Genomic DNA, 20,516 nt, shown 5'->3' with positions numbered 1-20,516 from the left:
TCGCAACCGAGGGGCCTTTCGAGTTCTGGCGTCAGTGGCTGCTCTGGCCGGTGTGGTACTCGAACACCAGCCCGGCGACCATGATCAGCAGGAAGCCGACCGCGAGCACGATCATCCAAACGTGGAAGAACGCCAGGGCGATGCCCGCGAACGCCGCACCGGCGGCCAGGCCGACTGGCCAGTAGCTGCCCGGGCTGAAGAAGCCCAGCTCACCGGCACCGTCGCTGATCTCCGCGTCCGGGTTGTCCTCGGGTCGGTCCTCGATCCGGCGAGCCACGAAGGAGAGGTAGCTGCCGATGATCAGGGACAGACCGCCGACCAGGATCAGCGCCACGGTGCCCACCGGCTCCTTGGCCCAGAGCCCGTAGACGACTGCGGACAGGAAGAAGAAAACGGTGATGATGTTGAAGATCTTCGCTTCGACCTTCATGGAGTCCTCGCTCTCACGCCGTACGCCCTGTCGAGGGCACCCCTAGCTGTTCGTCCCGATGCCGGAGGGCACGCCACCGGTGCGGTCGGTGTTGAACGGCACACCGGTCACCGCGTGCGGCGTGCACAGCTCACCGCAGTTCATCGCGCCGAGCGCCTCAGCGGCCGTGTACGGCTGACCCGTCTGCGGGTTCACCTGGGTGCGCAGCTGCATGTACCGGTCGAACTTGTCCTGCGACAGCGCGCGGACCTCGAAGTTCATCATCGCGTGGTAGGTGCCGCACAGCTCGGCGCACCGGCCCACGAACGAGCCTTCTCGCTCAACGGTGTTCTGGAAGACGTTGTCCTGGTTGTTCTTCTCCGGGTACGGGAAGGTGTCCCGCTTGAAGTGCCACTCCGGCACGAAGAACGAGTGGATCACGTCGGTGGAGCTGATGTGGTATTCGACGCGCTCGCCGACCGGCACGACCAGCAGCGGGATCTCGCTGCTGCTGCCGACGGTGCGCACCGGCTGCCCGTCCGGCGTCTTGTAACCGGGGTAGTTGAACTCCCAGTTCCACTGGAACGAGACCACGTTCACGGTCTGGTCCGGCTTGGCCGGCTTGGCCAGAACCGTGTTCTGCGTGACCGCCGTGAAGTAGAACAGCACGACCACCAGCACGAACGGAATCGCCGTGTAGATGAGCTCGAGCGGCAGGTTGTACTGGAACTGACGCGGCAGTTCCTCGTCGTTCTTCTTCTTGCGGTGGAAAGCGACCGACCAGAAGATCAGCCCCCACACCAACACACCGACCGCGAGTGCTGCGATGACCGACCAGGTCCACAGGTTCCGCATCGCCTCGGCCTGCGGGGTGACACCCTCTGGCCATCCGAACCGCAGGACCTCGTCGGTCGTGCAGCCAGTGGCCGCGACACCAACCAGGCCGATCAGACCAGCGACCTTGACCAGCCGTGGCACTCGGGTCCCCTCCTTCAGGCCCACTGCGCGACGCCTCCTCGTGCAAAACTCACCGAAGCGGCTTGATGTAGACCCCCGCTCGCCCGCAGGCGACCGCGGATCCGCCGCCGGAATCCTGGGCAGACTCTAGCCCAGGTGTAGCCGCGATACTGCTCCGGGGGCAGAGATCACGCCCGCACCACGCGCGTGCAGCGCGCGAGCGGAGGTTCTGCATACTGGAGCCAGCCTTTTCCCCCCGACTCGGAGAGGTGCACGAGACGCGTGTGCGGCCTGCTTGGACTCATCTGTCCCACCGAAGAAACTGCCGGTTACAGCGTGAACGCCGTGGCCAACGCGCTGCCGTGTCAACGCCACCGGGGCCCGGACGAGAGCGACACGTGGCAGGGCGGTGAGGTCGTCCTCGGCTTCAACCGGCTGTCCATCATCGACCTGGAGCACTCCCACCAGCCGCTGACCTGGGGTCCGCCGGAGAACCCGCAGCGGTACACCATCACCTTCAACGGTGAGATCTACAACTACCTGGAGCTGCGCGCCGAGCTCATCGAGCAGTACGGCGCCCGCTTCGGCACCGACGGCGACACCGAGGTCATCGTCGCGGCCTACCACTACATGGGGCCGCAGTCCGTCGGCCGGTTGCGCGGCATGTTCGCGTTCATGATCTGGGACAACGAGCGCAAGGTCGTCTACGGCGCCCGCGACCCGTTCGGCATCAAGCCGCTGTTCTACGCCTCCGGCCCTGGCGGGACGGCCTTCGCCAGCGAGAAGAAGAGCCTGCTCAGCCTGGCCAGCACGCTGAGGATCAGCGAGGAGATCGACCACAAGGCGCTGCAGCACTACTTCGTGCTGCAGTACGTGCCCGAGCCCGAGTCGCTGCACCGGCAGATCCGCCGGATCGAGTCGGGCACCTCGTTCACCGTCTCCCCCGGCGGCCAGCTGGTGACCGAGCGGTACTTCCAGCCGAACTTCCGGCCGCGCCCGGCCAACACCGACGCCGACGTGCGGCGGCTGCAGAACGAGATCGTGGATGTGATGCGCGACTCGGTCGCCAAGCACATGCGCGCGGACGTGACGGTCGGCTCGTTCCTGTCCGGCGGCATCGACTCCACCGCGATCGCGGCGCTGGCCAAGGAGCACAACCCGAACCTGATCACCTTCACCACCGGCTTCGAGCGGCAGGGCTACTCGGAGGTGGACGTGGCCGCCGAGTCGGCAGCGGCGATCGGCGTCAAGCACGTGGTCCGCACCGTCTCCGCCGAGGAGATGATGGAGGCGCTGCCGCTGATCACCTGGTACCTCGACGACCCGGTGGCCGACCCGGCGCTGGTCCCGCTGTGGTTCATCGCCCGCGAGGCGCGCCAGCACGTCAAGGTCGTGCTCTCCGGCGAGGGCGCCGACGAGCTGTTCGGCGGCTACACGATCTACCGCGAGCCGCTGTCGCTGGCGCCGTTCGAGAAGGTGCCGGGCGCCCTGCGCAAGGCGATGGGCAAGGTCTCCAGCCGCATCCCGGAGGGCGTGCGAGGCAAGGACCTGCTGCGCCGCGGGTCGCTGGACCTGGAGGAGCGCTACTACGGCAACGCGCGGATCTTCCGGGACGACCAGCTGCGCAACATCATGCGCGCGTTCGACCCGGGCGTGTCGCACAAGGACATCACCGGCGCTCCGTACAGCCTGTCGAAGAACTGGGACCCGGTGACCCGGATGCAGCACGTGGACCTGTTCACGTGGCTGCGCGGCGACATCCTGGTCAAGGCCGACAAGATGACGATGGCCAACTCGCTGGAGCTGCGGGTGCCGTTCCTGGACCCGGAGGTCTTCCGGGTGGCCAGCACGGTGCCGCTGGAGCAGAAGATCACCAGCGAGACCACCAAGTACGCGCTGCGCCAGGCGCTGTACCAGGTCGTCCCGGCGCACGTGCTCAACCGGCGCAAGCTCGGCTTCCCGGTGCCGATCCGGCACTGGCTCAAGGACGAGATGCACGACTGGGCGCGCAACATCATCCAGCAGTCCCAGACTGATCACCTGCTGGACCGCCGCGCGATCCTGCAGCTGCTGGAGGAGCACCGCTCCGGCGTCCTCGACCACAGCCGCCGCCTGTGGGCGCTGCTGGTGTTCATGCTCTGGCACGCCATCTTCATCGAGGGCCGCCTCTCGCCGGAGGTCCCGGAACCCCACTACCCGGTCCGCCTCTGACCCGAGAACCACGAAAGCGGCCGGTCCACCTCGCGGGAGGTGGACCGGCCGTTTTCACGTCCTGGGGTCAGCAGTTGTTCTTGCTGGTGAAGGGGGTGTGGCCGTAGTAGGGGACGGCTTCGCCGTTGAGGACGACCTTGCGGTCGGCGCCGTCGAGGATCTGCTCGTAGTGCAGGTGGGGTCCGGTGACGCCGCCGGTGGCACCGGCCTCGCCGATCTTGCCGCCGGCCGAGACCTTGTCGCCGACCGAGACCGCCTGGCTGGACAGGTGGGCGTAGCGGGTGCGCCAGCCGTTGCCGTGGTCGAGCTCGATCCACCGGCCGTAGCTGGTGTCGCCCTCGTTCTCCGACCTGGTCACGGTGCCGCCCGCCGACGCCAGCACCGCCATGCCGGTGATGCCGTCGCGCTGGAAGTCGACCGAGTTGACCGGGCTGTGCCCGCTGAAGGTCGCGGCCGTCACCTCGACCCCGCACTTGAAGGGCACCTGGAAGTTCGGCGCGGCCGAGGCCGGCGCCTGGAAACCGACCACGGCGACGGCGGCCAGCACACCCGCTGCCGTGGTCGTCCCTAATCGTCGCAGCATGCGAATCACCTCCGCGTTGTTGGTGATTCACATGTGACCACGTTCAGTTGGGCGGAAATAGACCCACTTCTCGTCAACTTTTCCCAGTTTTGAGCCACACCGCGGTGTTCGGCGGCAACTCCCCCGTCCAGGACTCCGCGCCGTCGCTGCGAAGCACCAGGTCACCGGGCAGGTCGAGGACGACGGGGGCGTCACCGAAGTTGGTCGCGCAGGTGAAGCCCGGCTCACGGGCGAACGCCAGCACGTGCTCCGGACCGTCCAGCCAGGTCATCTCGCCGTCGCCGAGCTCGGGCAGCTCGCGGCGGCGGGCCAGCGCCGAGCGGTAGAGGTTGAGCACCGAACCGGGCTCCGCGCGCTGCGCCCCCACCGTGGACGCGGCCCACTCCCCCGGCGCCGGAAGCCAGCCCCCGCCCGGTCCGAAGCCGAACGGCGGCCGCTCACCGGACCACGGCAGCGGAACCCGGCAGCCGTCGCGGCCGACGTCGGCGCCGCCGGAGCGGGTCCAGATCGGGTCCTGGCGGACCTCGTCGGGCAGCTCCAGAACCTCGCGCAGCCCCAGCTCCTCGCCCTGGTAGACGTAGACCGAACCGGGCAGGGCGAAGCTGAACAGCGCGGCCGCGCGGGCGCGCGCCAGGCCGGTCTCGCCGTCGCCGTAGCGGGTGACCGGGCGCCGGACGTCGTGGTTGCCCAGCACCCACGTCGTGGTCGCGCCGACCTGAGCGGTGGTGGCCAGCGACTCGGTGACGACCTCGCCGAACTCGGCCGCCGACCAGGGGGCTTCCAGCAGCGCGAAGTTGAACGCCTGGTGCAGCTCGTCGGGCCGGACGTAGCGGGCCAGCCGCTCCTGCGTCGACGCCCACGCCTCGGCCACGCCGATCCGTCCGCCGGAGTAGGAGTCGAGCAGCGCGCGCCAGTCGCGGTAGATCTCGTGCACCTCGTCCTGGTCGAAGTAGGGCAGCTCGCCGCGTCCCAGCAGGGAGATCTGCTCGGCCAGACCGGTGTCGGGCAGGTCGGGGTGCTTGATCATGCCGTGCGCGACGTCGATGCGGAACCCGTCGACGCCCCGGTCCAGCCAGAACTTGAGGACCTTGCGGAAGTCGGCGCGCACCTGCGGGTTCCGCCAGTTCAGGTCGGGTTGCTCCGGGGCGAACAGGTGCAGGTACCACTGGCCGTCGGGCAACCGGGTCCAGGCGGGACCGCCGAAGATGGACTCCCAGTCGTTCGGCGGCTCGTCGCCGCGCCCGTCGCGGATCAGGTAGCGGTCGCGCTCGGCCGAGCCGGGCTCGGCGGCCAGCGCTTCGGCGAACCACGGGTGCCGGTCTGAGGTGTGGTTGGGCACGACGTCGACCAGCACCCGCAGTCCGGCCTCGTGGGCTCGGGCGAGCAGGTCGTCGAAGTCGTCGAGGTCGCCGAAGAGCGGGTCCACGCCGCAGTAGTCGGCGACGTCGTAACCGCCGTCGGCCATCGGCGAGGGGTAGAACGGGGTCAGCCAGATCGCGTCGACGCCCAGCTCCACCAGGTGCGGCAGCCGCTCGCGCACGCCTGCCAGGTCGCCGATGCCGTCGCCGTCGGAGTCGGCGAAGCTGCGCACGTAGATCTGGTACACCACGGCGTCACGCCACCAAGACATACTGCTTCCCTTCCGGAGTTGGGCAGTTCTGGTCTGAGCTGTCCGGGCACAAGACCTTCGATCACGAGCGGTTCTGGAGCGCACCGCCCTCACCGCTACCGGGTGGACTCCCGGACGATCAGGTTCGGGCGGAACATGCGGCTGAAGCTCGTCGAGCCGCGCTCGGCGCCGTCCGGGTCGAGCTGGCGCAGCAGTTCGTCGACGGCCGCGGCGGCCATGTCGCGGATGGGCTGGGCCAGCGTCGTCAGGGCCGGCTGGCAGTAGGCGGCCATCGGGATGTCGTCGAAGCCGACCACCGAGATGTCCTCCGGAGTGCTCAGCCCGCGCCGCTTGGCCTCGCCCATCGCACCCAGCGCCATGACGTCCGAGGAGCACAGCACCGCCGTGGGCTTCGGGCCGTCGAGCAGCCGGGCCATCGCGTCGGCTCCGCCTTCTGCGGAGAACGACCCGTGCGCGACGAGTTCGGCGTCGGGTTCGACACCCGCTTCTTCCAGCGCAGCCGCCCAGCCGGCGCGCTTGAGCCGCGACGGCAGGGCCCGCGAGGGACCGCTGACGAAGCCGATCCGCCGATGCCCCAGCTCCAGCAGGTGCCGGGCGGCGGTGTGGCCGGCGAGGTGCTCGTCGACGGTGATGTCCGGGACGTCGAGGCTCGGGGCGCCGCCGTTGACGAACACCATCCGGACGCCCTCGCGGCCCAGCTTCTCGTAGTAGCCGCGGGTCCGGCGCTCGTCGTTGTCCGGGTTGGCGATCTCCGGCGACACGAAGATCATCCCCTCGACGCCGCGCGCCTGCAGCATCTGGACGTACTCCCGCTCGCTCATCGCCGCCCGCGTGTTGCACAGCAGCGACGCGTAACCCGCCTGCGAGGCGCGGCTTTCCAGCGCTTCGGCGAAGGCCGGGAACACCGGGTTGGACAGCTCCGGCACCAGCAGGCCGATCACCCCGGTGCGCCGCAGCGCACCGACGCCCCGGGCGGTGTGCGGCAGCTGGTTGACCACGTCGAGCACGCGCTGCCGGGTCTCCTCGGCGATGCCGGACTTGCGGTTGAGCACGCGGCTCACCGTGGACACGCTCACCCCGGCCGCTTCCGCGATCTCGGCCAGACCCGCCAACGCCAGACTCCCTCCGCTGCAGATGTTGCTGACACGATCCTGCACGCAGTAGCAACAATTTGCAATGACCATCCATTACCGATTGCCGGAACGCTGTCCAATTCTGCTCGCATACCTTGACGACAACTGCGTTCTAGGTATGCAATCTAACGCCAGGTGTTCGCAAAAATTTGCAAATCGGGAGGTCTGGAAATGAGACCCAAGGCCACGGTCACTGCTGCCCTGGGCCTGGTCGGCGCCCTCACCCTGGCCGGGTGCGGCGGATCGACCGGCGACGCGAACCAGGTCGTGTACTGGGACACCAGCGGTTCAGCGGAAAGCGCGGTGTTCGGCGAGATCGCCCAGGAGTGCGGCCGCACCGGCGGCTACCAGGTGCGGGTGGAGACGGTGGCCTTCGACCAGGCCTTGAACAACTACAAGACCGCGGCCCAGGGCGGGCAGGGCCCGGACGTGCTGCGCGCCGACGTCGGCTGGGTCTCGCAGCTCGCGCAAGCGGGACTCATCCAAGACCTCTCCGGCACCCCGCTGGTCACCGACACCGCCGACTTCCTGCCGAACACGCTGGAATCGACGAAGTTCGAGGGCAAGACCTACGCGGTTCCGCAGGTCACCGACGCGCTCGCGCTGTTCTACAACAAGCGCAAGCTCGACGCCGCCGGGGTGAAACCGCCGCAGTCCTGGGACGAGCTCAAGGCCGTCGCCCCGAAGCTGGGCGGCGAGAACGCCCTGTTCATCAACAACGACGAGTACTACGCGCTGCCGTTCATCTACACCCACGGCGGCGACCTGGTGAACCCCGGCGCGCGGATGATCACCGTGAACTCCCCGGAGACCGCGCGCGGTGTGCAGGTCGCCAAGGACCTCCTCGACGCCAAGGCCGCGCGCACCTCGCTCGACCAGCCGAACTCCTACACCAGCATGAAAACCGCCTTCACCACGGGCGAAACCGCGATGGTCATCGACGGGCCGTGGGCGGTCACGGAATTCACCTCCTCCCCCGAGTTCGCCGATCCCGCCAACCTCGGCATCGCGCCCGTGCCCGGTTCGGCCACCCCCTCCCCCGTCGGCGGCCACGACTACGTGATCCGGCAGGGCAGCGACGCCACCGAGGCCTCGCAGAAGTTCGTGGCGTGCATGAGCAGCAGCGCGAACCAGGCCAAGGTCGCCGCCAAGCTGGGCCTGCTGCCCACCCGCAAGTCCGCCTACGACGACCCGGCGGTCGCGGCCAACCCGATCGTCAGCGCGTTCCGCCCGCTGGCCGCGACCACGCACACCCGCGCGTGGATCCCGCAGAACAGCGAGCTGCTCGAACCCCTGCAGACCGCCTACGGCGACGTGCTGTCGGGCCGCAAGCCGACCCAGGCCGCGCTCGACGAGCTGGCGCAGACCTACCAGTCCACGATCCTCACCGACTACGCGAAGCGCTGATCATGCGGAACTTCCTCGCCCGCTACTGGTTCGGTTACGCGATGGTGCTGCCGGTGGTCGCGGTCCTCGCGCTGCTGGTCGTGCTGCCGCTGCTGCAAGGCGTGTACTTCGGGTTCACCGACATCAACGACACCAACATCGCCAACCCGGTGCTGGACCGGGAGGCGCGGTACTCCTTCGTCGGGTGGGACAACTACCTCAACGTGCTGTCCGGGTCGGCCGCGTTCGGATCGTTCTGGGCGACGCTGGTGCGCACCGTGATCTGGACGTTCGCGTGCGTGGCCTGCCACTACGGCATCGGGCTCGGACTGGCGATGCTGCTCAACCGGCGGATGCGCGGGCGCGGGCTGTACCGGGTGCTGCTGATCCTGCCGTGGGCAGTACCGGTGTTCATCAGCGCCTTCGCCTGGCGGTACCTGCTCAACGCCGACTACGGCCTGGTCAACTGGGTGCTGGAGGCCCTGGGGCTGCCCGGGCAGGTGTGGCTCGGGCAGTCGGACCTGGCGCTGGTGTCGGTGATCGTGGTCAACGTGTGGCTGGGCGTGCCGTTCATGATGGTCGCCCTGCTCGGCGGGCTGCAGGCCATCCCGTCGGACCTCTACGAGGCCGCCGAGATGGACGGCGCGACGCCCTGGCAGCGGTTCGTCAACGTGACGCTGCCGGGGCTGCGCCCGGTGTCGAGCAGCGTGGTGCTGCTCGGGGTGATCTGGACGTTCAACATGTTCCCGGTCATCTACCTGATCACCGGCAACAACCCGCACACGCGGATTCTGGTGACCTACGCCTTCGAGCGGTTCTTCTCCGGCGCCACCAGGGATTACGCGATCGCCTCCACCTACGGCGTGCTGATCCTGTCGGTGCTGCTGGTCTTCGCCGCGATCTACCGCCGCGCGATGGCGCGGCAAGGGGAGGTGCTGTGATGAGCATCGACGCAGCGTCCCTGCGGGCGTCCTCGGCCGCTGCCCGGCCGCGCGGCCGGGGCCGGCGTTCGACCCTGGCGAGCATTGGTTTGCACGGCGCGCTGATCGTGGCGTCGCTGATCGCGGTGTTCCCGGTGTTCTGGGTCGTGGTCGTGTCGTTCAAGCCGGACGCGAAGGCGATCGAGGCGACGCCATCGCTGGTCAACGACTCCAGCTTGGACAACTACGCCGACGTGCTCACCGGCGCCAAGGGCTCGTTCCTGGCGTGGTTCGGCAACTCGGTGCTGATCGCGGCCCTAACGACCGTGCTCGGCGTGCTGCTGGCGGCCACCACCGCCTATGCGCTGAGCCGGTTCCGGTTCCCCGGCAGGCACTGGCTGCTGCTGTCGTTCCTGGTGGTGCAGATGTTCCCGTTCGCAGTGCTGATCGTGCCGCTGTACAACATCCTGCTCACGCTCGGGCTGCAGGGCAGCGCGCTGGGGTTGGTGCTGGTCTACTGCAGCACCGCGATCCCGTTCTGCACGTTCATGCTCAAGGGCTACATCGACGGCATCCCGGCCGACATCGACGAGGCCGGACGGGTCGACGGGCTGTCCCCGCTCGGGGTGTTCTGGCGGCTGGTGCTGCCGCTGGCCAGACCGGGGCTGGCGGTGACCGGGTTCTACTCGTTCATCGTGGCCTGGAGCGAGGTCGCGTTCGCCTCGGCGTTCCTGTCGGCCGCCGACGAGTCGAAGACCCTGGCTGTCGGCCTGCAGGTGTTCGTCCAGCAGAACCGGGCGGAGTGGGGGCACCTCGCGGCGGCGTCGGTGCTGGTGGCGATCCCGGCGGTGATCGTGTTCTACGCCGTGCAGCGCTTCCTGGTCTCGGGGCTGGCGGCGGGCAGCGTGAAGGGCTGACCGCTCGAATTTCGCGCGAAATTCGAGGCCGAACTTCCGGCGTCGAACTTCGCGCGAAATTCGGATCTCCCCACGCCGGGTTTCGAAGCGGTCTGCGTTGTCGAACACCACTACGCTGGACGGCATGCGGGAATTCAGGGTCGATCAGCCGTTGGTGCTCGACGGTGGGTTGGCCACGGAGCTGGAAGCGATGGGCCACGAGCTCGCCGACGCCCTGTGGTCGGCGCGCCTGCTGGCGGACGCACCGGAGGAGATCGTCGCCGCGCACGCCGCGTTCTACCGGGCGGGCGCCGACGTCGCCACCACCGCCAGCTACCAGGCGTCCTTCGAGGGCTTCGCCGAGCGCGGCCTGGACCGGGCGGGGGCGGCGCGGCTGATGCGCCGCAGCGTCGAGCTGGCCCGGCTGGCCGGTGAGGTCGAGCCGGGCGAGCACCGGTGGGTCGCCGCCTCCATCGGCCCGTACGGCGCGACCCTCGCCGACGGTTCCGAGTACCGCGGTGACTACGGCCTGACCCCGCAGCAGCTGCGCGAGTTCCACCTGCCCCGGTTGGAGACGCTGGCCGAGGCGGCCCCGGACGTCCTCGCGCTGGAGACCATCCCGGACCTCGAGGAGGCGCGGGTGCTGGTCGAAGCCGTGGCAGGCCTGGGCATCCCGGCTTGGCTGTCCTTCACCGTCGAAGGCGATCGCACCAGGGGAGGTCAGCCGCTCTCCGAGGCGTTCGCCCTGGCCGAATCCGATGCGGTCACCGCCATCGGCATCAACTGCTCGGATCCCGAGGACGTCCTGCCCGCGCTCGAAATCGCCCGCGCGGCAACGGAAAAGCCACTGGTCGCCTACCCCAACAGCGGTGAGGGCTGGGACGCCGAGCACCACGCGTGGACCGGCGATCCCCGCCTGTCCCCGCGCCAGGCCCGCCGCTGGCGCGAAGCCGGCGCCATGCTCGTCGGCGGCTGCTGCCGCGTCCGCCCGGAGGACATCACCGCGGTGGCGGAAGCCCTCCTCGACCCGGAGTCCTGACGCGGCGGAAGACCGTTGGCCCCCAGGTTCGGTGCGTCTCACGCAGCTCTGACCCGCCAACGCGCGATCGCCACCTGGTGACCCCCACCTTGCCTCGCCTATCGTTTTTCGATAGATTCTCATCGTTGTTCGATCGAAGGAGTGGCGATGGGGAAGCTGGCGGTGCTCGCCTTGCGGGTCGTCCTGGTGGCGTTGCTGGCCGGGTCGCTGTTCGTGCAGGCGGTGATGGTGCCACTGCTCAACGCCGACCTGGAGGAGCTGAACCAGCACCACGCCTACCTGCGGGTGCCGCTGCTGGTGATCATCGTGCTCGGGCTGGTGGCCTGCCAGGTCGTGGTGGTCTGCGTGTGGCGGCTGGTCACGATGGTGCGGCGCGGAACCGTGTTCTCCCACGCGGCTTTCCGCTACGTTCACGTCATCATCGGCGCGATCGTGGCGGCGGCGCTCGACGTGTTCGCCCTCGCCTGCCTGCTGGCGCCCGGCGAGGCCGTCGCCCCGGGCGTCGTGCTGCTGATCTGCGGCGTGGTCGTGGCGATCCTGGGGGTCGCGCTGGTCGTGCTGGTGCTGCGCGCGCTGCTGGCGCAGGCGGTAGCCCGCGACATCGAGGCGACGCAGATGCAGGCCGAGCTGGACGAGGTGATCTGAGTGCCGATCGCGGTCGACATCGACGTCATGCTGGCCAAGCGCAAAATGTCGGTGGGCGAGCTCGCCGAGCGCGTCGGCATCACCCCGGCGAACCTAGCCGTCCTGAAGAACGGCCGGGCCAAGGCGGTCCGCTTCACCACCCTCGAAGCCCTCTGCCAGGCCCTCGACTGCACCCCGGGAGACCTCCTGCGCTGGGAACCCGAAGAAGGCGCGGGCGGACTTCCCACTGAAACACCCCACCGGCCGAGAACCAGCTGACCAGGCGAAAATCGGTGGTGACCCGCGGCGGAGTTCGGCACCGTGGTCGCCATGACCGATGGTGAAACCGCTGACGGCGACCCGGAATGCGACGCCGAGGGCCTGTTCGACGACGACTAGCTGCACTTCTACGGCCCGTTGATCGACGAGCGCACCCAGGCCGAGTCGGAGTTCGTGCGGCAGCTGCTCGAGCTCCCACCAGGTGATGAGCTCTTGGACCTGGCCTGCGGGCACGGCAGGCTGTCCAACCGGCTGGCCGCGATGGGCTGCCGGGTCACCGGCTTGGACAGCTCGGCCACGTTCCTGCGACACGCCCGCGCGGATGCCGCCGAACTCGGCGTGGAGGTCGCCTACGTCGACGGCGACATGCGAGAACTTCCCTGGCAGGAGCGCTTCGACGCGGTGCTGAACTGGTTCACCGCCTTCGGTTACTTCTCCGACGCGGGCAACCGCCGGGTGCTCTCGGAGGTCCACCGCGCGCTGCGGCCCGGCGGGCGCTTCGCGATGGAGCTGAACAACATCGTCGAACTGCTCCCCCGCTACCGGGCTCACGTGGTGCACGAGGTCGGTGACGACATGATGATCGACCACCACCGCATGGATCCGCTGACCATGCGCTCGATCGTCGAGCGGGTGGTCCGGGGCGGCCAGGTTCGCCGCATCCCCTACGCGGTCCGCATGTTCACCGCACCGGAGCTGCGCGACTGGCTGCACCAGTCGGGCTTCACCGACGTCTCGTTCCGCGGCGAGGACGGTGAAGCCCTCAACGCCGGACACAGCCGCATGATCGCGCTCGCCACCCGGGTGTGAGGGCGGTCCGCTCGGTGGGGGTGGCGGTCTCGGCCGGCTCTTCCACCCCCACCGAGCTCAGCTGTGCAGGACCGAGGTGGGGACCGCGTAGCCGCGGACTCGTTGCGGGTGGTCTCCGACGGGGATGCGGGCCGTCTCCTTGGCGCCGTTGAAGTCGACCACCGAGATGTCGTCGCTGTCGCTGTTGGACAGGAAGCAGTACTGGCCGTTCGGGCTGGTCGCGGCCCAGTACGGCTTCTTGCCGACCGGCACGATGGCGTCGGTGGTCAGCGACGGGACCGACACGATGGCCGCGTAGTCCGAGATCGTGCCCGCGTCGCAGAGCTTGGTGCCGTCGGCGTTGGCACTCAGGCCGTGGTGGGCGGAGTCCAGCGGGTAGTCCTCGCGCTTCATCTGCTGCGCGTCCTCGGACAGCGGCAGGTGCACGGTGCGGGTCACGCGCTTCTCCTCGAGGCTGTACTCGACGAAGCCGTTGTGGAACGACAGCTGCGCGTACATCGTCTTGCCGTCGAGGGTGACCAGGAACGGCCGGATGCCGACGCCGAAGTCGATGGTGTCGCGGACCTGCTGGGTCTCGGTGTCCACGATGGTCAGCTGCCGCTTGCCCTTGAGCGCGTCCAGCGCCGGGTCGTCGGGCATGACCACGCGCCCGATGGTGGCGTTGTAGAGCGTCTTGCCGTCGGCGGAGTAGCGGTTCTCGTGCGGGAAGTCGCCGGTCGGGAAGCTGCCGGTGACGCTGCCGTCGGCGGGGTTGATCAGCTGCACGATGTTGGCGGTGGTGGCCGAGACGGCCAGTTCGGAGCCGTCCGGCGACAGCGCCATGTGATCGGAGCGGTAGCCCTCGACGGGGGTCCGCCAGACCTGCTCACCGGTGTCGATCTCGTAGGCGGCGACGTCGCCGAGGCTAGGCCGCGAGACGTACATGGTCTTGCCGTCCGGCGAGACCGCGATGTCGTCGACGAGCTGGTCGTGCCCTTCCCCCGCGGTTTCGCGGATGACCAGCATGGCGGCGCGCTGATCGGGGGTCATCTCGCGCATCCGCTGGTCGAGGTCGGGGACCACGTTGATGCGCTGGTACTTGTCGAAGTCGGCGGCGTCGAGCAGGTCGACGGTGCCGTCCCAGTTGTTGCCGACGAACATCACGTCCCGGCGCTCGTCGGCCACCGCCGAGGCCGGTAGCGCCGCGAGCGCGACGAGCGCTGCCGCGCCGATCGCCCAGATCCTGTGTCGCATCCGAATCGCCCTTCTCCGCACATGTGGGATCAACCCCCCAACGAACATGAGATCAATTCGGATATGCCCGGCACGCAGGAGTTCGGCAAATGCATCCGAACAGCCCACGTGCCGGGCGTCGATCAGCCGAGCTTGGCTCCGGCGTGCAGCGCGACACCGGAGTTCGCGGCCACGGTCGCGGTGAACTTGCCGTCCTCACCGACCTCGACGGTCTGGCCGGTGCACGAACCGTTCGAGACCTCACCGGACATCACGTCGCAGTAGCTGGCCGCGGGCAGCGAGGTCTGGAAGGTCTGCGTCAGCTCGCCGCCTTCGCGGTTGATCACCACGAAGCCCTTGTCCTGGCGGCCGAACGCGATCTGACCGCCGCCGTTGTCCCACCAGTCGGTGAGGCCGGTACCGCCGACCGCGCCGTGGAACCCGGCCATCCCGGCGATGACCGGACGCCGGTGCTCGCACACCCACGCCTGGTCGTCGCAGCTCGCGGGCTTGGTCTTGCCATCGGCCTCGGCGGGCGGACCCGCCTCGGTGTTGTCGAAGGCGAAGCTGGAGATCAGCTGCGGCGTGCCGTAGGGGTAGGCCAGCTCGAAGGCCACGCCCAGGCCGTAGGCCGCGCCGTCCTTGTAGGTCAGCGTCGGCGAACTGCGCTGGGTGTCGTGGTTGTCGATGAACACCACGGCCTGCTCGCTGGGCAGGGTCATCGAGTCGCCCAGGTTCGCCAGCTGGGCCAGCGATCCGCTCTTGAAGGCGTCGCTGACCTTGCCGTGGTAGGCGAACTCGGTGACGTCACCGTTGCCGGTGTACTCCCCCGCCGTGGTGGTGGAGTCGGCGATGACCTCCTGGAACACGTACGGCTTCTGGCCGGTTCCGGGCACGGTGTCGAGCCCGCCGAAGATCGCGCCGATGTCCTCCGGCGGCATGTGCTTGACGCCGTCGACCCGGAACCCGGACACGCCCAGGCTGATCAGGTCGTTGAGGTACTTGATCTCGGACTGGCGGACCCAGTCGCTCTCGGTCTTGAGGTCGGCGAGCCCGACGAGCTCGCAATTGCGCACCTCCCACTTGTCGTTGTAGTTGGAGATGTCGCGGCGGCACTCGTGGAAGTCCGCGTCCGAGTAGGTGCCCGGGTAGTCGTACTTGGTGAACTCCGAGCCCGCGCTGCCCGGGTGGGCACCGTCCGAACCGGCCATGTGGTTGACCACGGCGTCGGCGTAGATCTGCACACCGGCGGCGTTGCAAGCCTTGACCATGTTGGCGAACTGCTCGCGGTTCCCGCGCCGGGTTTCGAGCTGGTAGCTGACCGGCTGGTAGTCCTGGTACCAGGGGTGACCGGCCTCGGGCAGCACGATGTGCTCCTGCGGCGGCGAGACTTGAACCGCGCCGAAGCCCTTCGGTCCCAGGGAACTGGTGCACTCGTTCGCGATCGAGTCCCACGGCCACTGGAACATCTGGATGATCGGCCCGGCCACCGGGGCGGTGGCCGGCGCCGGAGCGCGTTCCTGGCCGAACGCGGCGGGCACCAGGGCGGTACCGACAGCCGCTGCGGCCAGCACGAGCGCCGTCAATCGCATGACGTTCTCCTTCCCATCGCCTGTGATGAGCGAACGCCTACGATCACATTTTCTTGCGCGAGTTAAGTCAATACGCCAACAGATCCAGCATTTTACCAGGAATAACACTTCGCAAATATTTGCAGATCACTGCGAAACAAGGGGCGCGACGAACCTGTCGATCCCGGTCGTCGGTGCTCCTTACCGCAGCAGTGCCGTTGCCAGCTCGGCTGCTGCGTCCTCGCCGTAGGTGTCGGCGAGGCGCTTGCGGGCGCGGTCGGCGTCGAGGGTCCACTCCTGCGTGCCGGTCACCTCCAGCACGTGCACCGCGATCAGCGAACCGAGCTGCGCGGCGCGCTCCAGCGACAGCCCGCTCTCGATCGCGGCGAGGAAACCCGCGCGGAAGCCGTCACCGACACCCGTCGGGTCAGCCCTCGCCACCTCGGGAACCGCGGGGACCTCCAGCCGCTGCCCGTCGCGGTCGATGATCTCGGCCCCGTCGGCGCCGAGCGTGGTGACGCGGACGCCGACCTTGGCGCGCACGTCGTCCTCGCTCCAGCCGGTCTTCTGCAGCAGCAGGCCCCACTCGTAGTGGTTGGTGAACAGGTAGTCGGCGTCCTCGACCATCCGGCGGATCTCGTCGCCGCTCAGCCGCGCGAGCTGCTGCGACGGGTCGCTGGCGAAGCGGTAGCCGCGCTGCCGGCACTCGTCGGCGTGCCGGAGCATGGCCTTGGGGTCGTTCGGGCTGATCAGCACCAGGTCGGCCTCGTGCGAGGCGACGACCGGCGCGAGTTCGATGTTGCGGGCCTCGGTCATCGCTCCCGCGTAGAACGAGGCGATCTGGTTGAAGGCCTGGTCGGTGGTGCACACGAACCGCGCGGTGTGCGCGTACTCGGAGACGTGGACGCCCCCGCAGTCCACCCCGTGGCGCTCCAGCCACGACCGGTAGTCGGCGAAGTCCTCGCCCACGGCCCCCACCAGCACCGGGCGCCTGCCGAGCACCCCGAGCGCGAAGGCGATGTTGGCCGCCGCGCCACCGCGCCGCACCACCAGGTCGTCGACGAGGAAGCTCAACGAGACCTGCTGCAGGCTGTCGGCCACGAGCTGGTCGGTGAACCTGCCGGGGAAGTGCATCAGGTGGTCGCTGGCGATGCTGCCGGTCACTGCGACGGACACAGCGCGCCTCCAATTCACTACGGAAGGTGACGGAAGAGTCGAGCGTAGCGCTGTCGCCGAGGGCTGGCCCTGCCCCCACGCCGCGATCGGGGGTGGCGGCAGACAATGGAGGCATGCGCGATGTGGAGATCTCCGACGACATGATCCGGCTGGGGCAGCTGCTGAAGCTGTCCGGGCTGGTCGAGCACGGCGCCGAGGCCAAGGACGTGCTGGAGGAGGGCCTGGTCCAGGTCAACGGCGCGGTGGAGACCCGCCGCGGCCGTCAGCTCGTCGACGGCGACGAGATCGTGCTCGACGACGAGGTCGTCCGCGTCGTCAGCACGGGCTGAACAGCAACGAGGCCGGCACCCGAGCGGGTGCCGGCCTCCTGCCAGAACGGATTGCTCGTCGTCAGTGGAACGAGTCGCCGCAGGCGCACGAACCGCCCGCGTTGGGGTTGTCGATCGTGAAGCCCTGCTTCTCGATGGAGTCGACGAAGTCGATGACCGCGCCCTCCAGGTACGGGGCGCTCATCCGGTCGACGACCACGCCGAGGCCCTCGAAGTCGCGACGCGCGTCACCGTCGAGGCTGCGCTCGTCGAAGAAGAGCTGGTAGCGCAGACCGGCGCAGCCACCCGGCTGGACGGCGATGCGCAGGTGCATGTCGTCGCGGCCCTCTTGGTCCAGCAGGGCCTTGGCCTTCTGGGCAGCAGAGTCGGTCAACGTGACACCGTGGGCGGGCGCCTCTGTCTCGGTGGTGTTCGGGGCGGTCATGGACACTCCCTCGTGGTCTCGCTCTCCGATTCCGGCGTGACGTTCAACCACGTCCGGATCCGGGGTATTCCCGCGGGCGAACCCGGGGACGGTTTTGTCTCCTGACTACATGGTGGCATAACCACGGCCGGATCAGGTGTGACGTCTCATGCGCGGGACGAACCGGACGGTCTCCTGCAAGCCCGCTCGGCGCGTCGAATAACCTGGAGGGGTGAGGTTCCTTCGCCGCAGCAGCGCAGAGCAGACCGCAAGCACGGATTCCGAGAACGACGTCGAGGAGTCCGCGGAGGAGCGCGCGCAGAATCACACCCCCAAGAAGGGCAAGCCCACGCCCAAGCGGCGTGAGGCCGAGGGCAAGCGCCGCGGCCCCGTCCCGCCGCCGCCCATGACGCAGCGCGAGGCGATGAAGCGCGCCAAGGGCAACAAGGAGGAGCGCCGCAAGGCCGCCAGCGAGCGCCGCGAACGCATGATGCAGGGCGACGACCGCTACCTGATGCCCCGCGACAAGGGGCCGGTCCGCGCCCACGTCCGCGACCTGGTCGACACCCGCAGGCACCTGATGGGCCTGTTCATGCCGCTGGTGCTGATCGTCTTCGCCACCACGCTGGCGCAGAACATGCTCATCCAGCAGTACGCGACGCTGTTCTGCATGGCCCTGCTGATCATGATGGTCATCGAGGGGTCCCTGCTGGGCCGCTACGTCAACAAGCGGGTCCGCGCCAAGTTCCCGGACCACAAGGACCGCCCGTTCGCCCTGGGCTGGTACGCCTTCACGCGCGCGATGCAGATCCGCAAGCTCCGCGTCCCGCGCCCCCGCTACACCCCCAAGGACATCGCCAAGATCGGCTGATCCTCGCTTCGAGATGCGCCCCGCTCGTTCGTGAGCGGGGCGCTTTTTCGTGCCGACTCAAGATGAGACGTGCTCGCCCTGCAGCCGCGCGCGCAACGCTCCTACGCTCGGCCGATCCATCACCTCGTGCCCCGAAGGAGCGGCAACCATGACGATCCGCACGATGATCAGCCCCGGCCGGTACGTCCAGGGCAAGGGAGCGATCCACCAGCTCGGTCACCACCTCGCCCAGCTGGGTTCGAAGCCGCTGCTGGTCGCCGACGGCGTGGTGTGGGGGTTCGTCGGCCACGACGTCGAGGCGTCGCTGACCGAGGCCGGGCTCCCGGTCGACCGGCGGGACTTCGGCGGGGTGCCGAGCTCGAAGGAGGTGGACCGGCTCGTCGGCGAGATCACCTCGTCCGGCGCCGACGTCGTGGTGGCGATCGGCGGCGGCAGCACGATCGACGCGGTGAAGGCAGCCGGGCACCTCGCGGGGATCCGCTGGGCCAACGCGCCCACCGTGGCCTCGACGGACGCCCCGTGCAGCGCGCTGTCGGTGATCTACACCGACGACGGCGAGTTCGAGGCGTACCGGTTCTTCCCGCGCAACCCCGACCTGGTCCTGGTCGACTCGCAGGTCGTGGCCAACGCCCCTGCGGAGTTCCTCGTCGCCGGCGTCGGCGACGCGCTGGCCACCTGGCTGGAGGCCCGCGCCACCTCCCGGTCGGGCTCGAAGACGATGGCCGGAGGCCTGCCCACGCTCACCGGAACCGCGCTGGCGAAGCTCAGCTGGGACGTCCTGTGGGAGAACGCGCTCCCGGCCATCGACGCGGTCCGCGACAGCCAGGTGACCCCGGCGGTGGAGAAGGTCATCGAGGCCAACACGCTGCTCTCCGGCCTGGGCTTCGAATCGGGCGGACTCGCCGCGGCCCACGCGATCCACAACGGCCTGACCTCGGTCGCCGCCACCCACGGCCTCGCGCACGGCCAGAAGGTCAACCTCGGCTCGGTGGCCCAGCTGGTCCTGGAGGGCGCTACCCCGGCCGACCTGCGCGAGTTCATCGAGTTCACCACCGCGGTCGGCCTGCCCACCACCCTCACCGAGGTCGGCATCCGCCCCGACGACGCGGAGTCGGTCCACGCGGTGGCCACCGCTGCAGCAGCCGAGGGCGAGACGATCCACTCGATGCCCTTCGAGGTCACCTCCGACGACGTCGCAGCCGCCCTCACCTCCATCGACCGCCACGCCACCCGAATCCGGGAAAGCGCCCACCTCCCGGCCCCGAAGCCGTACGCGGCGAAGCACTAGCGGGACGGCCGGTCGGTGCGCGCCGGGACGTACCGACCGGCCCGACGGCTCGGCGTCATGCGGGAGGAAGCAACGCGGAGCCGGAACTTTCAAGCCGTCGAAGGCCAGGAGTGGGCTCCGATCCGGTGAATGATGCGGGACACGGGTGGGGTCTTGACCGGTTGGTTTGCGGGTACGGTCTCGGCGGTTGTTGATCGGGGAGGTTTCGTGCGGACTTTGGTGCTGGGTGGGGCTCGTTCCGGGAAGTCGGCGCACGCCGAGGGGCTGGTTCCCGAGGACGCGGCGGTGATCTACGTGGCCACCGCGCGGCGGGATCCTTCCGACGCCGAGTGGAACGAGCGGATCGCCCGGCACGTGGCGCGGCGACCTGCGGGCTGGCGGACCGTGGAGGCGCCCGATCCTGGTTCGCTGCGGCGAGTTCTCGCCGAGGCCGGCGACGGTGACCACGTGCTGGTGGATGATCTGGCCACCTGGCTGACCGGGGTCCTCGACGACGCGGGGGCGTGGGAACGCGACCCGGCGGCGCTGGAGGTCGTCGCCGAGCACTGCGACGCGCTGGTCACGGCCGTGGCGGGGAGCGCGGGCCGGGTCGTGCTGGTCTCGGCCGAGGTCGGCCTCGGCGTCGTGCCCGGGACCCGGTCTGGAAGGCTGTTCCGGGACGAGCTCGGCTCGCTCAACGCCCGCCTGGCGGCGGTGTGCGACGAGGTGCTGCTGCTGGTCGCCGGCTGCCCGCTGCGCGTCCGGTGACCGATCAGGGCCTTGCTGAGCTGCGGTTTTTCAACACGGAGG

General features: G+C 69.1%; 20 protein-coding genes and 1 pseudogene. 12 read left to right on the top strand and 9 right to left on the bottom strand.

Annotated elements, in window-relative coordinates:
- Positions 1-31 precede the first annotated feature (31 nt).
- Together R4I43_RS13430 and ctaC are read right to left on the bottom strand one after the other, a co-directional pair.
- The gene (locus tag R4I43_RS13430) at positions 32-430 is read right to left on the bottom strand and encodes a cytochrome c oxidase subunit 4 (RefSeq protein ID WP_093416763.1); all 399 of its coding nucleotides are present in this window, start codon (positions 428-430) and stop codon (positions 32-34) included.
- A 42-nt stretch (positions 431-472) separates the two neighbouring features.
- Positions 473-1,411: an aa3-type cytochrome oxidase subunit II gene (ctaC, locus tag R4I43_RS13425; protein WP_324265941.1), complete on the bottom strand. Its 939-nt coding sequence runs from the start codon at positions 1,409-1,411 to the stop codon at positions 473-475.
- 237 nt (positions 1,412-1,648) lie between these two features.
- On the opposite strand from ctaC, the gene asnB reads away from it, so the two are divergent.
- Entirely contained in the window at positions 1,649-3,577 is a 1,929-nt protein-coding gene (gene asnB, locus R4I43_RS13420) for an asparagine synthase (glutamine-hydrolyzing) (RefSeq protein WP_324265940.1), read from the top strand.
- 70 nt (positions 3,578-3,647) lie between these two features.
- On the opposite strand, the pseudogene R4I43_RS13415 reads toward asnB, so the two are convergent.
- The 3 genes and pseudogenes from R4I43_RS13415 to R4I43_RS13405 form a co-directional block, all read right to left on the bottom strand.
- Positions 3,648-4,166, bottom strand: a pseudogene (locus tag R4I43_RS13415) (M23 family metallopeptidase); the annotation flags it as partial.
- A 67-nt stretch (positions 4,167-4,233) separates the two neighbouring features.
- Complete coding sequence (locus R4I43_RS13410; protein WP_324265939.1) at positions 4,234-5,790, bottom strand: glycoside hydrolase family 13 protein; 1,557 nt, start codon at positions 5,788-5,790, stop codon at positions 4,234-4,236.
- A 95-nt stretch (positions 5,791-5,885) separates the two neighbouring features.
- Positions 5,886-6,902 (bottom strand): LacI family DNA-binding transcriptional regulator, encoded by a 1,017-nt coding sequence (locus tag R4I43_RS13405; protein WP_324265938.1) that lies wholly within the window; start codon positions 6,900-6,902, stop codon positions 5,886-5,888.
- Positions 6,903-7,094: 192 nt separating this feature from the next.
- Here R4I43_RS13405 and R4I43_RS13400 point away from each other — a divergent pair, with 192 nt between their 5' ends.
- From R4I43_RS13400 to R4I43_RS13370, 7 genes are all read left to right on the top strand, one after another.
- Positions 7,095-8,330 (top strand): extracellular solute-binding protein, encoded by a 1,236-nt coding sequence (locus R4I43_RS13400; RefSeq protein WP_324265937.1) that lies wholly within the window; start codon positions 7,095-7,097, stop codon positions 8,328-8,330.
- 2 nt (positions 8,331-8,332) lie between these two features.
- The gene (locus tag R4I43_RS13395) at positions 8,333-9,250 is read left to right on the top strand and encodes a carbohydrate ABC transporter permease (RefSeq protein ID WP_324265936.1); all 918 of its coding nucleotides are present in this window, start codon (positions 8,333-8,335) and stop codon (positions 9,248-9,250) included.
- The gene (locus tag R4I43_RS13390) at positions 9,250-10,146 is read left to right on the top strand and encodes a sugar ABC transporter permease (RefSeq protein ID WP_324265935.1); all 897 of its coding nucleotides are present in this window, start codon (positions 9,250-9,252) and stop codon (positions 10,144-10,146) included. Before R4I43_RS13395 ends, R4I43_RS13390 begins: the two co-directional genes overlap by 1 nt.
- Positions 10,147-10,270: 124 nt before the next feature.
- Entirely contained in the window at positions 10,271-11,164 is an 894-nt protein-coding gene (gene mmuM, locus R4I43_RS13385) for a homocysteine S-methyltransferase (protein ID WP_324265934.1), read from the top strand.
- Positions 11,165-11,311: 147 nt separating this feature from the next.
- Positions 11,312-11,809 carry a DUF2975 domain-containing protein gene (locus R4I43_RS13380; RefSeq protein WP_324265933.1) on the top strand — a complete coding sequence of 166 codons (498 nt, stop codon included), beginning with the start codon at positions 11,312-11,314 and terminating at the stop codon, positions 11,807-11,809.
- Positions 11,810-12,067: a helix-turn-helix domain-containing protein gene (locus R4I43_RS13375; protein ID WP_324265932.1), complete on the top strand. Its 258-nt coding sequence runs from the start codon at positions 11,810-11,812 to the stop codon at positions 12,065-12,067.
- Between the two features lie 138 nt (positions 12,068-12,205).
- Entirely contained in the window at positions 12,206-12,877 is a 672-nt protein-coding gene (locus R4I43_RS13370; RefSeq protein WP_324265931.1) for a class I SAM-dependent methyltransferase, read from the top strand.
- A gap of 57 nt (positions 12,878-12,934) precedes the next feature.
- Here the strand turns inward: R4I43_RS13370 and R4I43_RS13365 are convergent, their stop codons facing one another.
- The 3 genes from R4I43_RS13365 to R4I43_RS13355 form a co-directional block, all read right to left on the bottom strand.
- Positions 12,935-14,110 carry a YncE family protein gene (locus R4I43_RS13365; protein WP_324265930.1) on the bottom strand — a complete coding sequence of 392 codons (1,176 nt, stop codon included), beginning with the start codon at positions 14,108-14,110 and terminating at the stop codon, positions 12,935-12,937.
- A 122-nt stretch (positions 14,111-14,232) separates the two neighbouring features.
- Positions 14,233-15,681: an alpha-amylase gene (locus tag R4I43_RS13360; protein WP_324265929.1), complete on the bottom strand. Its 1,449-nt coding sequence runs from the start codon at positions 15,679-15,681 to the stop codon at positions 14,233-14,235.
- A 180-nt stretch (positions 15,682-15,861) separates the two neighbouring features.
- Positions 15,862-16,794, bottom strand: a complete 933-nt coding sequence (locus R4I43_RS13355) for a carbohydrate kinase family protein (RefSeq protein ID WP_324266155.1) — start codon at positions 16,792-16,794, stop codon at positions 15,862-15,864.
- A 155-nt stretch (positions 16,795-16,949) separates the two neighbouring features.
- Between R4I43_RS13355 and R4I43_RS13350 the strand changes: the two genes are divergently transcribed.
- On the top strand, positions 16,950-17,165 hold the full coding sequence (locus R4I43_RS13350; RefSeq protein WP_324265928.1) for an RNA-binding S4 domain-containing protein: 216 nt from the start codon (positions 16,950-16,952) through the stop codon (positions 17,163-17,165).
- 61 nt (positions 17,166-17,226) lie between these two features.
- Here R4I43_RS13350 and R4I43_RS13345 read toward each other — a convergent pair whose 3' ends face one another.
- Positions 17,227-17,589, bottom strand: coding sequence for a HesB/IscA family protein (locus tag R4I43_RS13345; RefSeq protein ID WP_093416791.1), 363 nt, complete (start codon positions 17,587-17,589; stop codon positions 17,227-17,229).
- A gap of 211 nt (positions 17,590-17,800) precedes the next feature.
- On the opposite strand from R4I43_RS13345, the gene R4I43_RS13340 reads away from it, so the two are divergent.
- The 3 genes from R4I43_RS13340 (at position 17,801) to cobU (ending at position 20,474) form a co-directional block, all read left to right on the top strand.
- Complete coding sequence (locus R4I43_RS13340) at positions 17,801-18,439, top strand: DUF3043 domain-containing protein (RefSeq protein WP_324265927.1); 639 nt, start codon at positions 17,801-17,803, stop codon at positions 18,437-18,439.
- A 148-nt stretch (positions 18,440-18,587) separates the two neighbouring features.
- Positions 18,588-19,727 carry a glycerol dehydrogenase gene (locus R4I43_RS13335; protein ID WP_324265926.1) on the top strand — a complete coding sequence of 380 codons (1,140 nt, stop codon included), beginning with the start codon at positions 18,588-18,590 and terminating at the stop codon, positions 19,725-19,727.
- A 207-nt stretch (positions 19,728-19,934) separates the two neighbouring features.
- Positions 19,935-20,474, top strand: a complete 540-nt coding sequence (cobU, locus tag R4I43_RS13330; RefSeq protein WP_324265925.1) for a bifunctional adenosylcobinamide kinase/adenosylcobinamide-phosphate guanylyltransferase — start codon at positions 19,935-19,937, stop codon at positions 20,472-20,474.
- Positions 20,475-20,516: the final 42 nt, after the last annotated feature.

It is taken from the genome of Saccharopolyspora mangrovi (assembly GCF_035320975.1).
Lineage (GTDB): Bacteria > Actinomycetota > Actinomycetes > Mycobacteriales > Pseudonocardiaceae > Saccharopolyspora > Saccharopolyspora mangrovi.
The sequence above is the reverse complement of the archived record's forward strand: the minus strand, read 5'-3'. Positions and strand labels throughout refer to the sequence as shown.

Coding starts and splice junctions, on each gene's coding strand:
- mmuM (WP_324265934.1), top strand. CDS start 10,271: ATGCGGGAATTCAGGGTCGATCAGCCGTTGGTGCTCGACGGTGGGTTG.
- R4I43_RS13380 (WP_324265933.1), top strand. CDS start 11,312: ATGGGGAAGCTGGCGGTGCTCGCCTTGCGGGTCGTCCTGGTGGCGTTG.
- R4I43_RS13410 (WP_324265939.1), bottom strand. CDS start 5,790: ATGTCTTGGTGGCGTGACGCCGTGGTGTACCAGATCTACGTGCGCAGC.
- R4I43_RS13350 (WP_324265928.1), top strand. CDS start 16,950: ATGCGCGATGTGGAGATCTCCGACGACATGATCCGGCTGGGGCAGCTG.
- R4I43_RS13360 (WP_324265929.1), bottom strand. CDS start 15,681: ATGCGATTGACGGCGCTCGTGCTGGCCGCAGCGGCTGTCGGTACCGCC.
- R4I43_RS13345 (WP_093416791.1), bottom strand. CDS start 17,589: ATGACCGCCCCGAACACCACCGAGACAGAGGCGCCCGCCCACGGTGTC.
- R4I43_RS13365 (WP_324265930.1), bottom strand. CDS start 14,110: ATGCGACACAGGATCTGGGCGATCGGCGCGGCAGCGCTCGTCGCGCTC.
- R4I43_RS13400 (WP_324265937.1), top strand. CDS start 7,095: ATGAGACCCAAGGCCACGGTCACTGCTGCCCTGGGCCTGGTCGGCGCC.
- R4I43_RS13395 (WP_324265936.1), top strand. CDS start 8,333: ATGCGGAACTTCCTCGCCCGCTACTGGTTCGGTTACGCGATGGTGCTG.
- R4I43_RS13430 (WP_093416763.1), bottom strand. CDS start 430: ATGAAGGTCGAAGCGAAGATCTTCAACATCATCACCGTTTTCTTCTTC.
- R4I43_RS13390 (WP_324265935.1), top strand. CDS start 9,250: ATGAGCATCGACGCAGCGTCCCTGCGGGCGTCCTCGGCCGCTGCCCGG.
- R4I43_RS13335 (WP_324265926.1), top strand. CDS start 18,588: ATGACGATCCGCACGATGATCAGCCCCGGCCGGTACGTCCAGGGCAAG.
- R4I43_RS13355 (WP_324266155.1), bottom strand. CDS start 16,794: ATGCACTTCCCCGGCAGGTTCACCGACCAGCTCGTGGCCGACAGCCTG.